The sequence below is a fragment of the Streptomyces sp. NPDC091682 genome (genome assembly GCF_044756625.1).
Classification (GTDB): Bacteria; Actinomycetota; Actinomycetes; order Streptomycetales; family Streptomycetaceae; genus Streptomyces.
The window spans coordinates 195,265-208,066 of the sequence record NZ_JBIVTH010000003.1 but is presented as its reverse complement, the minus strand read 5'-3'; the positions used below and the strand labels follow the sequence as shown (position 1 = coordinate 208,066).

Here is a 12,802-nt window from a genome sequence, read left to right as displayed (position 1 = left end):
AGCTGTGACACAGCACCGAAGGCGCCTGACGGCGTGGCTGCTCGCCTCAGTGGTGCTCGCCGTCGTCCTCACTCTCTACAAGGCCGACAGCACCGCGGTGACCGAGCACGCGGCGGCGCCCGGCGCCACCGAGCCCGTCACCCCCTCCACCACGGACCCACCGGCCGCCTCCGCCTCGCCGCCCACCTCCTCGGCCCCGCCCTCCCCGACCGTCCCGCAGGAAACGGGCGAACCGTCGCCCACCGCCCCCACGCCCGCCTGCACCTCGCCCGGCACCTGCGGGTTCCCCGACGCGCGCAGCACCGGACCGCGGATCGAGCTGGAGCGGCACGACACCGGGAACATGTCCGTCAAGGAGCACGGCACGGTCATCAAGGGCTGGGACATCCGCGGCTCCCTCGACATCTACGCCAACGACGTCACCGTCATCGACAGCAAGATCACCTCGACCAACTGGTGGGGCATCAACCTGCGCCCCGGCTTCAGCGGACTGAAGGTCCTGCACACCACGATCACCGCCGTACCCGGCAAGGGCCCCGACAACGGAGGCGTCAACTACGCGGTCTCCAACATGGGCGGCAGCTCGATCGAGGTCGGCTGGTGCGACATCTCGGTGTTCGGCAACGCCCTGTCCATGGGCCAGGGCGACCTGCACGACAACTACGTCCACGACATCGTCGCGTTCCGCAACCAGGGCGGCGAATGGCAGCACACCGACGCCGTCATCAGCGGCGGCGGCAACAAGGGTCGGCTGACCATCCGCCGGAACACCCTACTCAACCCCACCGCGGTGGACCGCGGCGCCACCGCGGCGGTCGGCCTGTTCGCCGACACCGGAGTGGTCTCCTCCGTCGTCGTCGACGGCAACTGGCTGGCCGGGGGAGCGTACGCCCTCTACGGCGGCGGCCCGGGTGCCACCGGCATCCAGGTCACGAACAACGTCTTCTCCACCCAGTACCACCCGGCCGCCGGGGCCTACGGCGCCGCCACCGCCTGGAACGCGGGCGGCGCGGGCAACGTGTGGAAGGGCAACCGCATGTCCGACGGAAGACCCGTCGAACCCCCACCCGCTTCCTGACCACCGAGAGGACCGACCGGACATGATGCGCCGGATCGCACGCGCCCCCTGGGAACTGCTCAAAGGGACCTTCGGCTGGCTGGTGCTCTTCGAAGCCAGGAACAAGGTCCTGCTGGCTCCTTCCGCCCTGCGGCTGCGCCGTTTCGAGGACGCCGAGACCCACCGCCTGGCCGCCGACCTGGGCGAGCCCCCGGCCGCCCTGGTCGCCACCGTCATCCCCACCCACCGGCGCCCCGAGGCGCTGCACGCGGCGGTCCGTTCCGCGCTCGGCCAGACGGTCACCGACCAGGTGGTCATCGTCGTCGACGACGGCGCGGGCCTACCCGAACTACCCTCCGACCCAAGGCTGTTCGCGGTCTCCCTGGCCCGCAACACGGCCACCGCCGGAGTCGTGCGCAACGTGGGGATCCGGCTGACCAGGTCGCGCTACGTGGCCTTCCTCGACGACGACAACCTCTGGGAGCCCGACCACCTGGAGCAGGCACTGGCCACGCTGGAGGCGCCCGACGGACCCGACGGCGTCTACACCGCACTGCGCAGGGTGCTGCCCGACGGCACCGACCGGGACGTCCTCTCGGTGCCCTTCGACCGCCGCCGCGCCGCCCACGAGGCCTTCCTGGACACCAACGCCTTCGTGGCGCGGCGCACCCGGTCCCTGCACTTCAGCCGGCTGCGCCGCACCCCCGAGGTACTGCCCCGCGAGGACTGGGAGCTGATCCGCCGCTACGCCCGCCGCCACGAGGTGCGCCACCTGCCCCGGGCGACGGTCCGCTACCTGGTCAACCCGGACAGCTTCTGGACCAGTTGGGACGGAGCCGCCCCGGCCCCCTAGCCGGTCGGCTCCTCGTACGTGATGCCGTGCCGCCGGGCGATCCGGTTCAGCCGGGCCGGATCCATCCGGCCGTCGACCGTGAGCTGCGGACCGGCTTCGATCATGTCCTCGACGAAGCACTCCCAGCCGCCCGGCGAGGAGATCTGCAGCACCCGCGGCGGCCCGCCCGGACCGGGACGCAGCGCGTGCGGCACACCGCGGGGGAGCAGGACGAACTGTCCGGCGGTCAGGGTGTGGCAGCGGCCCCCGGTGTCGACGAGGAGCTCGCCTTCGAGCACGTACACGCTCTCGTCCGCCACGTGGTGGGTGTGGGGCGGGATCTCCCGCGCCAGCACCACTTCGAGCAGGGAGAAGCGTCCTTCGGTGTCCCCCGTGGTCGCCTTCACCGAGAAGGCGGGCGGCAGCGGGATCCGGCCCGTACGGGCCTCTCCCGCAGAGAGGAGGACGAAGCGTTCACGGGACACGGGTGTGGTCCTTTCCTGGAAGGGCGGGGGACGACGGGGGCGCGCGGGTTCGGGCTCAGCGGGCCTGCCGCCGTCCGCGGCGCCAGACGTCGACGATCGCGCCGAGGGCCGAGACCTCCCGGGTCGGGTCGCCCTCCACGAGCAGCAGGTCCGCGCGCAGGCCCGGGGCGATCCGGCCCCGGTCGGTCAGGCCGGAGTGCCGGGCCGGCAGGGTGGTCGCCGCGGTCAGCGCCTCCGCCGGGCGCAGGCCGCCGTCCCGCGTGAGCAACTCCAGTTCGCGGTGGAGCCCCGAGCCGTGGGCGGGCGTGAAGGGGGTGGCGTCGGTGCCGGCGAGGAGCGGGACGCCCGCCCCGCGCAGCGCGCGGAGCGCGCCGACGGCGGCCGGGTAGCGGCCGGGTGGCACGCAGGCCGGCGCGCCGGAGCCCTGGGCATCGACCGCCTCGAAGTACGCGAGCGTGGACACGACGAACACACCCTGGTCGCGGACGCGCCGGGCAAGGCGTCCGGAAGCCGGGTCCTGCGGGTCGAGGTCGGCCCACACGTGGGCGAGCCCGTCCACCCCCGCGTCGAGCGCGGTGACCACGTCGGCGGCGGTGACCGCGTGCGCGACGACCGGGAGCCCGGCCGCGTGGGCGGCCGCGGTCAGGGCCCCCGCGACCGCCGGGGTCATGACGGGGAGGCCGGTACCGTGCATCGTCCCGTCGTCGATGACGAGCTTGAGGAAGTCGCTGCCCTCGGCGAGCCGCGCCTTCACGAAGTCCGGGGCCCGCTCCGGATCGGTCACGAAGTCGAGCCCCGTCACGTCCTCCGGGTCGAGCAGGGTGCCGGTCAGCGCGGCGAGCAGCTGGGTCGGGTGTCCGCCGGGTGCGGTCGCCAGCAAGCCCGCGCTGCGCAGATCGGCCACGTCGTCCCGCTCGGCCGCGAGTCGCCGGTGCCGGGCGAGCGGGCGCGGCAGGCAGAACATGTCGATTTCGGTCGTGACCCCGTGGCGCAGGGCCTCGGCGAGACTGCCGTCGAAGACGTGGGTGTGCGCGTCGATCAGCCCCGGCAGCAGGGTCCGCCCCCGGCCGTCGACCTCGACGTCGGCGGCCCCGGCCGTCCCGGGGGCGCAGACCGCCGCGACGAGGTCGTCCTCCAGGAACACGTCCTGGACACCGGTACCGCGTTCACCGTCGAAGACGCGGACGCCGTGGATCCGTGTACGCATGAAAGGTCCTCCTCCTGCGTGCCGGGGAGGCCCTTCCTCCCCGGACGCCACCACAGAGGGCGCACCCGGCTCCGGCTGTGACATCGCGGCAGGCCGTCGTGACGCGGCTCACATGCGGACCGCCCCGTGTCACTCTTCCGGCGCGGCGGACCTCTTCGGTCACGGCAGACAAGGAGGACGCATGACCGCCGTGCCACCGCACCACCCGACCGACTCCGTCACCGACCGCTTCCTCGGCCACCGCGAACTGCTCTTCTCGGTGGTCTACAACATGCTGGGCAGCGTTACCGACACCGAGGACGCGCTCCAGGACGTCTGGCTGGCCTGGTCCGCCCGGCACCGCAAGCCCGACGCGGAGCCCGTCGAGAACGCCCGTGCGTACCTCGTACGGATCGCCGTGAACCAGGCGCTCGCCCGGCGGGCCGAAATGAGCCGCCGTCAAGAGACGTACGTGGGCACGTGGCTGCCGGAGCCGCTGACGGCCGCCGACGACCACGGCGCGGAAGGGGTCGAGCGGGCGGAGGCGCTGTCGATGGCGCTGCTCGTCGTCCTGGAGACGCTGTCCCCGCTGGAGCGCGCCGTGTTCGTCCTGCACGAGGCCTTCGGCTTCGCGCACCCGGAGATCGCGCGGATCCTGGACCGCTCGCCGACGGCCGTCCGCCAACTCGCCACCCGGGCCCGCCGTCACGTCCACGCCCGCCGGCCCCGGCACCGGCCCGAAGCGGACCTGCACGCCCGGGTCACCGAGCGCTTCGCCGTGGCCGCGCTCGGCGGGGACCTGCGCACGCTCCTCGAACTCCTCGCACCCGAGGTGACGCTCTGGACCGACGGCGGGGGCAAGGGCCCCGCGGTCAGTCTCCACCCCGTCCACGGCCGCGCCGCCGTCGCCGCCGTGTTCATGGCCGTGGCCCGCGCCCTACCGGCGGCGGGCGTCGACCTCCGCTACCGCCGGGTGGCCGGCGACCCCGGCGCGCTCGTCTTCGCGGACGGCAGTCCGCTCGCCGTCGTCGTGGTGGAGCTGACCCCCGAAGGGGACCGGATCTCCGATGTCTTCTCGGTTACGAACCCCGACAAGCTCACCGGAATCCGGCCACCAGCCCCCTGAAGCGCCCCGGAGGCGTCACGGCCCTGGCGTGGCCCGTAGCGCGGACGGGCTGGCCAGGGCCTTCGCGGCCGCCAGGCTCGCGGGCCGGCCGAGCACCGCGCGGGAGGTCTCCCGCAGCAGCACGGCCGCCCGGAACGCGGCGGTCGCCACCGCCCCGTTCCGGCGCCCGTAGAGCCGGACCCGGTTGAGCGTCAGCAGGGTCCACAGCCGGGGCGACACCTGCGAGTCCCCGCCCAGATGGGTGGCCGTGGCCGCGGGCTCCAACCGGGTGACGAAGCCGAGGTCGCCGGCCCGCAGGCAGTACTCGGTCTCCTCCGAGTACAGGAAGAAGGACTCGTCCCAGTCCCCGCACGCCCGAAGGCACTCCCCGGACAGGGCCATCAGCGCGCCCGTCGCCCAGTCCGCGACCGTCGCCCGCTCGTACGCGGCCGGATCGGTGACCATCTCGCTCCAGCGCGGGAACCGCCCGGCCCGCCGGTTGCCCAGCACCGCCTCGCCGAGAGCCCGGGTCACCCGCGACTCCCGGCGCAGCGAGAGCAGCAACGTACGGCCGTCCTCCTCGTACAGCAGCGGGACGCTGATCCCGACCCGGCCGCCACCGGGGGCCCCGGTGCCCAGCGCGTCCACCAGGACCTTGGCGCAGCCCCGCCTCATCCGGACGTCCGGATTGCAGACCAGGGCCGCCCGGAAGCCGCCCTCCCAGGCGGCCGCGGCCGCCAGGGCGGCGTTCACCCCGGCCGCGTAGCCGGCGTTGCGACCGGTCTGGACGACCGTTGCGTCCGGCGCGAGGGAACGGATCAGCTCCACCGTGCCGTCGGCCGAGTCGTTGTCGGCGACGACCAGGCGCCAGTCGAGCCCGGCCATGCCCTCGGGCAGCGAGGCGAGGAACTCCGGGAGCACCCCGGCGCTGTTCCAGGTGACGACGAGGACCGCTACCGGGCCGGCACCCGGCTCCGGTCGGCGGGAGGCTGGCTGGCTGAACTGCATGGGGACTCCACGGTTGCGGGCTCCGGCGCAGCGCGCCGGATGAACCCGAGGTAGCTGCCTCCGGCGGCGATCGTCAGGAAGAACACCCCGGCGAACATCGGGAAGCTGAGGGCGTCGAAGGTGGCGGCGATCACGAGGGAGACCAGGGCGGAAGCGAAGAACGCCTGCCCCAGCTCCCGGTCGGACTCGGTGCGGGCCAGCCGGCGGATGGCACCGCCCTGGTGGATGCCGGTGAACAGCAGGACCAGGAGCGCGATCAGCCCCACGAGGCCCATCTCCGCCAGGGTGAGCATGTACTGGTTGTCGGTGAAGAAGAACAGTTCGGGCAGGAAGGTGCCGAAACCCCGTCCGAACAGCGGCCGTTCCGTCAGGTAGGGGACGATCGCGCTGTACTTGACGGTACGGGCCTGGGTGCTGCTGTCGGAGTTCGACACGAACGAGGCGAAGAGCGCCGTGATGGTGCCGATCAGCCCAGGGATGATCACCTTGAAGCAGGCGACCGAGCCCATCAGCAGACCGATCGCGGCCCACCGCCGCTCCGGCTTCCAGCGCAGCACCATCACGAGGATCACGATGAGCGCCCCGATGATGGAGGTCCGCGACACCGTCAGCGGCAGGGCGCCGCCCATCAGCACCACCGGCGCCCAGCGCCGCCAGGCGCGCAGGTGCCGGCGTACCGGGTCGAAGGCCTGCTGCACCGCGAAGGGCAGCATGATGGCGAGCATCCCGCCGAACTCCAGGGGCTGCGCCGTCGTGGACCGCGGCCGTGTGAAGGAACCCCGGTCCAGGGTGGTGATCTGGGCGACGCTGGACTGCAGTCCCGGGATGCTGATGCTGTCGGCGACGTTCGTCGCGGTGAAGAAGTCGTAGAAGCCGATGGCGGCCACCACCGCTCCCATCACCACGGCCCGGCGCAGCAGCACGTCCAGGCGCTCCCGGTCCTGGATCCCCGCGGAGACCAGCACCACCAGGGACACCCAGACCAGCAGCCCGATCAGCCCGCGGTCCGCCGCCAGGACCTCCTTGTGCGAGCTGCCGCGCATCGCGTTCGCGAGGTACGAGCCCAGCACCGAGAAGGCCAGCAGGCACATCACCACCCGCGGCAGCCGGGTGCCCGGGGCGGGCCGGATCCGGCCGGTGATCCAGGCCGCCAGGTACCAGAACAGGCACAGCAGTGCGAACACGTTGGCCGGGGTGCCCACTCCGCCCATGCCCGGCAGGGTCAGGTTCGAGGGGATGAAGAAGGCCAGCGCCAGGTAGCAGCTCAGCAGGGCCGTCGCGTCCAGCTGCCGGCCCCACGGCTTGCGGCGCCCGCGGCCCCGGGCCGGAGCGGCCCCGGCCGCGCGCCTGCGCCGCAGCGCCGCCAGCAGGCTGTCGGTCAGGAAGGAGAAGGTGAAGGCGGACGTGGTGCCCAGGATGACGACGCCCAGCACCTGCTGGTAGCGGCTCTTCATCTGCGGCACCGGGGTCTGCGGGAGCACCACGGGCGCCGTCTGCACCATGTACGCGGGCTTCACCTTGGCCGCCGCCTGGAGCGCGTTGAGCGTCTCCCCGGCGAAGGCCGTCAGCTTGTTGGTCTCCTCCAGCACGTTCGCCCGGTCGGTACCCGTGACGGTCAGCGTGAGCATCGGCCCCGAGGTGTTCGCGGCGAACCCGACCGTGTAGGGATCGGTCACCCCGATGCCCTGCAGGTCCCGCGCCGCGTCCGTCCCCGACAGCGTCCTGATCAGCACGTCCGCGGTGACCACCAGCGAACCACCGGCGTTCGCGATCGGATTGCCGAACGCGGGGGCCAGTTCGGCCACCGCCGTCGAATCGAGCAGCGCCACCGAGCTCTGCGACTGGTAGGCCACCGGCACCGAACGGTACAGGTGGGCCCCCGCGAGGAGGCTGATGAGCGTGAGGGGCACCATCACGTACCAGCGGCGCCGGAGCACCGCGAGGATCTCACCAATGCTCATGAACGCCCCCCGAGGAAGCGGCAATTGATGGCGGGCCTACCCATGTCCTGGAAAGATCGGTCACAACGGAAGGAATCCCTGTGTCGCCTGGTGAGTTGGTCCGTGCGCTGCGTCGGCGCTGGTACGTCCTGATCGTGGCGGCGGTGCTCGCAGCCGCCGGGGCCGTCCACGTGCTGCGCCCCACCCAGACGTACCTGAGCACGGCGATCGTCGTGCTCAAGCCCCCGGTGACGGACACCCAGCCCAACCAACTGGCCAATCTGCAACCGCCGCTCGCCGCCGTCTCCTACGCCGCGGTACAGCAGCTGGACTCGCCCGAAGGGGCCGAGGAGCTGCGCGCCGCGGGGGTGCGCGGCACGTACCGGTTGATCCCGCGGAACAGCGGGACCAGCGTCACCCCGCGCTATCTGATCCCCTCGCTCCAGATCCAGGCCGAGCAGGCCGAGGCGGCCGCCGCCGACGCTGCGGTCCGGAAGATCATCGAGATCTACACGAAACACCTGACCGACCTGCAGACGCAGCAGGGGGTCCCGGACTCCGCGCGGATGAGCGTGACGCTGCTGGTGCCGCCCACCGCGGCGGTGCAGACCGGCAACAAGAGCCGGGGCCTCGCCGGGGCGGCCCTGCTGGGCGGGGTCGGCGGTGTGGTCGGGGCCCTGTGGACCGACCGGCTCCTGACGCGCCGGAGCCGGCGCCGGCAGCGGCACGAGGCCGCCGCCGACGCCGGTCCGGTGGTCCGGGCCGAGGAGCCCGAGCGGGCCGCCCTCGCCGGGGCGACCCGCTGAACCGAGCGTTCGAGTCATCAAATCCCTCGACGCTTCCAGGACCGCCACCACAGCCACTCGCGCCCCCGGTCGGCCACGGCCGAGAGCACGAGCGGCTGGAGGTACGGCATGGCGCGCGCCCCGATGCGCCGGCGCCTGAGCAGCGCCCGGTACTCGCCCAGCTTCGTGTAGTCGCCGGGCAGGCACTCGGCCGCGAACTCCACGAGCTCGTCGACCGGCACCACCGCGGTGCGTCCCCGGTCGTACGCCCGGTAGGCGCGCCGCAGCGCGTACCGGGCGAGCCGGGTGCGCGCCGACAGCGCCAGCCGGTCGGCCCCCGGAAGCAGCCCGGAGCACTTGTCGAGCACCGAGTCGAAGGCGACGAGGCGCTGGCGCAGGTCGTCGAGCTGGCCGCCGAAGTCCGTGGTGGACATGTTGTTGCCGTGGACCCGGTAGAAGGCCTGGTCGGCCCCCTGGACGTAGCCCACGTCGGCGTGCGCCGCGAGCCGCATCCACATCTCGATGTCGCCGGCGTGCGGCAGCTCCGGATCGTAGCCCCCGACCTTGCGCTGGAGACTGGTGCGGACCACCACCTCGGGTGAGGTGATGCACCCGGTGCCCTCCCGGAACCGCCGGTCCAGCCACCACCGTCCGGGATAGACGACCGATCCGGTGCTGCGGGTGCGGGCCGCGGGCAGCGGTCCGCCGTGCTGGAAGCGCAGCGGCCTGCCGTAGGCGAAACCCGCCTCCGGATGGGCGTCGAGCAGGGCCGCCGCACGCACCAGGGCCCCGGGGACCAGCCGGTCGTCCGCCGACAGCAGGGCGACGTAGTCCCCGTCGGCCCACTCCAGCAGACCCTCGTTGTAGGTGGCGATGTGGCCCTTGTTGGTCTCGTGGACCCGTACCTCGATCCGCGGGTCGGCGGCCGCCAGCGCACGGGCGACCTCCGCGGAGTCGTCGGGCGAGGCGTCGTCGATGATCAGCACCCGCACGTCGACGCCCTCCTGCTCGTCCAGCACGCTCTTGACGCAGTCCGCCAGGAAGTGGCCGTACTTGTAGCAGGGGATCACCACGCTGACCGTGCTCACTGCCCGCTCACCTCCGTGGACAGCCCGGACTGCGCGGCGGGCGGTGCGGTGGTGGTGAAGATCGGGCCGACCCAGTAGTTCACCGAGCCGAAGGTGTTCGTCGGGAAGGCGGTGGCCGCCCCGTACTTGTAGAGCCCGTTGGCGCTGCCGGGCGCATCGGCCGGGGCCACCAGCGGATAGGAGCGGTGGGCGCCGGTGAAGTAGCCGCCGTCCACCGAGTAGTTGCCGTTCGGTGCGTGGTAGGAGGCCACGTACGTGGTGCCCGCCGTGATCGGGACCGGCGTGGCGAAATGCAGTTGCTGCCAGCCGGACACGGTCTCGCTGCCGAAGGTGCCGGTGGCCAGCTGGGTGCCGGAGGCGGACCACAGGCTCCCGGTGTGCGTACCGGTGTTGCCGGGGCCCTTGTAGAAGGTGACACCGGTGATGTAGCCGTTCACCGCGGACTGGAAACGGGTGCCCAGTTCCACGGAGTTGGCGTCGTCACCCACGTTGGCGGTGCTCGGCGTGGTGGCGCCGTTCCACAGGGTGCAGGGGCAGTTCACGGTCGGCGGACTCGCACTGGTGGTGAAGTTCCACGTGACCGGGGCCGCCATGGTGTTGCCCCACAGGTCGGAGGCCTGGACGGATGCCGTGTAGGTCGAGTTCAGGGCCAGTTCGGAGGACGGGGTGAAGGTCGCGCTGTTCGACGCGCCCAGCACCTTGGTGCCCGGGACGGCGGTGCCGCCGGAGTCCTTCACGGAGAACGCCAGGCTGTCCGCGTCGATGGCGTTGCTGAAGGTGGCCGATACGGCCGCCGTGATCTGGGTGCCGGTCGCCGCGGACTGCGGCGAGGTGGCGGTGACGGTGGGCGGGGTCGTGCTCGCGGTGGAGGTGTCCAGGACCGCGTCCACCCAGTAGTTGCTGCCGGACGAGGCGGTGGACGGGAACCCGCCCGTGCCGCTGTAGCGGTAGACGCCGTTGCCGCCGTCGGTGCCGCTCTTCAGCGCGGTGAGCGGGGCCAGGCCCGCGTCGCCGGCGGCGAAGGTGGTGTCGAAGGAGTAGCCGCCGTGCGGGGCGAAGTAGGAGGCGACGTAGGTGGTGTTCGCCTTGACCGGGACCGGCGTGGCGAAGTTCAGCTGCTGCCAGCCGGAGGCCGTCTCGTTGGTGAAGGTACCGGTCGCCAGGCGCTGGCCGGTGCTGCTCCAGAGGCTTCCGGTGTGGGTGCCGGTGTTGGCGGGGGACTTGTAGAAGCGGACACCGGTGATCGAACCGGCCACGGAGGAGCGGATCTTCACGCCGAGCTCGACGGCGCTGCCGTCACCGGCGTTGACCGTGCCCGGGACGGCCGCGGCGGGCCACACGGTGCAGGGGCACTGCTGGGGTCCCACCGTCAGCGGCACCGTGGTGGTGGCGCCGATGTTGACGCTGTCGTCCACCGCGCGCACCTTGATCTGCGCGGTGCCCGGAACGGTCGGGGTCCACTTGTAGCTCCACGAGCCGAGGCCCGTGGTCGCCTTCCAGGTCGTGCCGCCGTCGGTGGACACCTCCACCCGGGCGACCACGCCGCCGCCGGTGTCGGTGGCCGTGCCCGTGATGGTCACGGGCCGCAGCGCCGGTACGGTGGCGTTCGCCGCCGGGCTGGTCACCGTCACGGCCGGTCCCACGGCGTCCGTGGAAGCGGTCGAGGCGACCAGGTCGCTCTGCAGGGACTTGGGCTGGACGCCCATGTCGGCGAAGACGTTCACCGTGGCCTGCTGCATCCGCTTGTCCGCGGTGATCACGGCGTCGTCCGGATTGCCCGTGGGCATGTTGGTCAGGCCCCAGGACCACTGCACCGTGCCCGCGCCGAACACCAGTGCGTGCGAGGTCTGGTCGCGGAAGGCCACCAGGCTGTGCGTCGCGGTGCCGTTCCCGTAGGTGTTGCCGTAGTCCTTGAGGAGCTTGCCGTCCTCGATGTCGACCGTGGTGGAGGACATCGTGATCTGCCCGGCCGGCCGGCTGGCGTTCTCCACGTCGCTGTCCCACTCGTAGCCGAGCGTGCCGGTGGGGAAGGTGGCGGTCTGCGAGGGAGTGAGGTTCGCGACCGTGGTGTTGCGCCACAGCCGCTGCTTGGCGAAGGTGCCGGGCACCGTGATCGCGTCACTGCGGTAGCCGTTGACGCTGAACATCGAGCCGGTCAGCTGGTTCTGCGGCTGGAAGGGCCGGCCGTTCGTGGCACTGGCCGGGTCCATGAAGGTGCCCGTCCAGATCCCGCTCGGGTCGGGGATTCCGTTCGGCTGGGGGAAGGACAGCTTGGTCTCCTTGTACGAGACCAGGGTCCGGTTGGCGGTGTTGGCCCCGTCGATGCTCGGCGCCAGGCGGGTCTTCCAGAAGACCTCGTTGCCGCTGAAGTACGTCTGGTGGACCCCGGCCCGGCGCGCGTTCAGCGCGTTGGTGAACTGCTCCTGGGTCCAGTACTCGTCGTGCCCGGAGGACATGAAGACCTTGTGGTTCTGCAGCAGCGTCCCGCCGCGGACCGACATGTCGATGCCGGACATGTAGCTCACGTCGTAGCCGTTGCGCTCCAGCCAGGCGACCATCTGGAACTCGGACCCGTAGATCCCGTTGTCCCCGCCGATGTCCATGGGCCGGTTGTAGCTGACCTCGTACGCCCGCCCGTCCGGGGCGGGGCCGCCGCCGTCGTACAGGTCCTGGCCGCCGTAGTTGTTGTACGCCTGCCAGGTCTGGTCGCTGGTCTGCACGACGATGTCGGAGTGACTGGAGTCGTTGCGGACGACGAACGGGTACGGCATCACGCCGTTGCCGTCCGCCTGGTCGAAGTTGACGACGTAGAGCCCGGACACGGCGTCCGCCGGCACCGTCCACGTCGCGGTGACCGGCCAGTTGCCGCAGTCGACCAGGCCGGTGGCGGCCTTCTTGGCGCAGGTCGCCGGGTTGCCGCCCGGCAGGAAGTTCGCCGGGTACGTCTGGGCCGCCTGGGCCGCGGTCGACATCAGGCGCGCGCCGGTGCCCCCGTAGTGGCCGAGGCGGTAGACCGAGACCTTGTACGCGGTCGGCGACTGGATCTTGAACTGCACGGTCTCGCCGGCCTGGACGCTCGTCTGGGCCGGGAAACCCTTGATGTCGCCGTACGCGCTGGGTGCGAACCAGTCCTCCATCGGCGTGCCGGGCTTGGAGTTCTCGCACACGATCGCGTTCGAGGTGGGACCGCAGGGTTCGACCGCACCGGCCACCACCGCCGGCGGCAGGACCGTGGCCATCAAGGCCGCGATCACGGTGAAGAGACCGTAACGGAGCAACCTTGTCCGTCTGTTCATCTGGACCTCATTGTTTGCGT

10 protein-coding genes are annotated in these 12,802 nt (G+C 72.0%); 4 read left to right on the top strand and 6 right to left on the bottom strand.

The annotated features are described in order from the left end of the window. The first annotated feature begins 4 nt into the window (after positions 1–4). Positions 5–1,078: a hypothetical protein gene (locus ACIQK6_RS09000; protein ID WP_329097957.1), complete on the top strand. Its 1,074-nt coding sequence runs from the start codon at positions 5–7 to the stop codon at positions 1,076–1,078. Positions 1,079–1,100: 22 nt separating this feature from the next. Further along, the gene (locus tag ACIQK6_RS08995; protein ID WP_402694589.1) at positions 1,101–1,910 is read left to right on the top strand and encodes a glycosyltransferase family 2 protein; all 810 of its coding nucleotides are present in this window, start codon (positions 1,101–1,103) and stop codon (positions 1,908–1,910) included. Here the strand turns inward: ACIQK6_RS08995 and ACIQK6_RS08990 are convergent. Further along, entirely contained in the window at positions 1,907–2,374 is a 468-nt protein-coding gene (locus ACIQK6_RS08990; RefSeq protein ID WP_402694588.1) for a cupin domain-containing protein, read from the bottom strand. The genes ACIQK6_RS08995 and ACIQK6_RS08990 overlap by 4 nt on opposite strands. Positions 2,375–2,429: 55 nt before the next feature. Next, on the bottom strand, positions 2,430–3,581 hold the full coding sequence (locus ACIQK6_RS08985) for an amidohydrolase family protein (protein ID WP_402694587.1): 1,152 nt from the start codon (positions 3,579–3,581) through the stop codon (positions 2,430–2,432). Positions 3,582–3,762: 181 nt separating this feature from the next. Here ACIQK6_RS08985 and ACIQK6_RS08980 point away from each other — a divergent pair, with 181 nt between their 5' ends. Then, positions 3,763–4,686 carry a sigma-70 family RNA polymerase sigma factor gene (locus ACIQK6_RS08980; RefSeq protein ID WP_329097948.1) on the top strand — a complete coding sequence of 308 codons (924 nt, stop codon included), beginning with the start codon at positions 3,763–3,765 and terminating at the stop codon, positions 4,684–4,686. 15 nt (positions 4,687–4,701) lie between these two features. Here the strand turns inward: ACIQK6_RS08980 and ACIQK6_RS08975 are convergent, their stop codons facing one another. Both ACIQK6_RS08975 and ACIQK6_RS08970 read right to left on the bottom strand, forming a co-directional pair. Then, on the bottom strand, positions 4,702–5,673 hold the full coding sequence (locus ACIQK6_RS08975; protein WP_329097946.1) for a glycosyltransferase family 2 protein: 972 nt from the start codon (positions 5,671–5,673) through the stop codon (positions 4,702–4,704). After that, positions 5,619–7,634 carry an O-antigen ligase family protein gene (locus tag ACIQK6_RS08970; protein ID WP_402694586.1) on the bottom strand — a complete coding sequence of 672 codons (2,016 nt, stop codon included), beginning with the start codon at positions 7,632–7,634 and terminating at the stop codon, positions 5,619–5,621. The genes ACIQK6_RS08975 and ACIQK6_RS08970 overlap by 55 nt, the downstream gene beginning before the upstream one ends. 80 nt (positions 7,635–7,714) lie before the next feature. On the opposite strand from ACIQK6_RS08970, the gene ACIQK6_RS08965 reads away from it, so the two are divergent. Then, positions 7,715–8,419, top strand: a complete 705-nt coding sequence (locus tag ACIQK6_RS08965) for a Wzz/FepE/Etk N-terminal domain-containing protein (protein WP_329097942.1) — start codon at positions 7,715–7,717, stop codon at positions 8,417–8,419. 17 nt (positions 8,420–8,436) lie between these two features. Here ACIQK6_RS08965 and ACIQK6_RS08960 read toward each other — a convergent pair whose 3' ends face one another. Together ACIQK6_RS08960 and ACIQK6_RS08955 are read right to left on the bottom strand one after the other, a co-directional pair. Continuing rightward, a complete protein-coding gene (locus tag ACIQK6_RS08960) occupies positions 8,437–9,486 on the bottom strand; it encodes a glycosyltransferase (RefSeq protein WP_329097940.1) in 1,050 nt (349 codons plus the stop codon). After that, entirely contained in the window at positions 9,483–12,782 is a 3,300-nt protein-coding gene (locus ACIQK6_RS08955) for a DUF4082 domain-containing protein (RefSeq protein WP_402694585.1), read from the bottom strand. Before ACIQK6_RS08955 ends, ACIQK6_RS08960 begins: the two co-directional genes overlap by 4 nt. Positions 12,783–12,802 lie beyond the last annotated feature (20 nt).

Excerpts from the sequence above, each read along its gene's own strand:
- ACIQK6_RS08995 (WP_402694589.1), top strand. The coding sequence starts at position 1,101 with ATGATGCGCCGGATCGCACGCGCCCCCTGGGAACTGCTCAAAGGGACC.
- ACIQK6_RS08985 (WP_402694587.1), bottom strand. The coding sequence starts at position 3,581 with ATGCGTACACGGATCCACGGCGTCCGCGTCTTCGACGGTGAACGCGGT.
- ACIQK6_RS08980 (WP_329097948.1), top strand. The coding sequence starts at position 3,763 with ATGACCGCCGTGCCACCGCACCACCCGACCGACTCCGTCACCGACCGC.
- ACIQK6_RS08975 (WP_329097946.1), bottom strand. The coding sequence starts at position 5,673 with ATGCAGTTCAGCCAGCCAGCCTCCCGCCGACCGGAGCCGGGTGCCGGC.
- ACIQK6_RS08970 (WP_402694586.1), bottom strand. The coding sequence starts at position 7,634 with ATGAGCATTGGTGAGATCCTCGCGGTGCTCCGGCGCCGCTGGTACGTG.
- ACIQK6_RS08955 (WP_402694585.1), bottom strand. The coding sequence starts at position 12,782 with ATGAACAGACGGACAAGGTTGCTCCGTTACGGTCTCTTCACCGTGATC.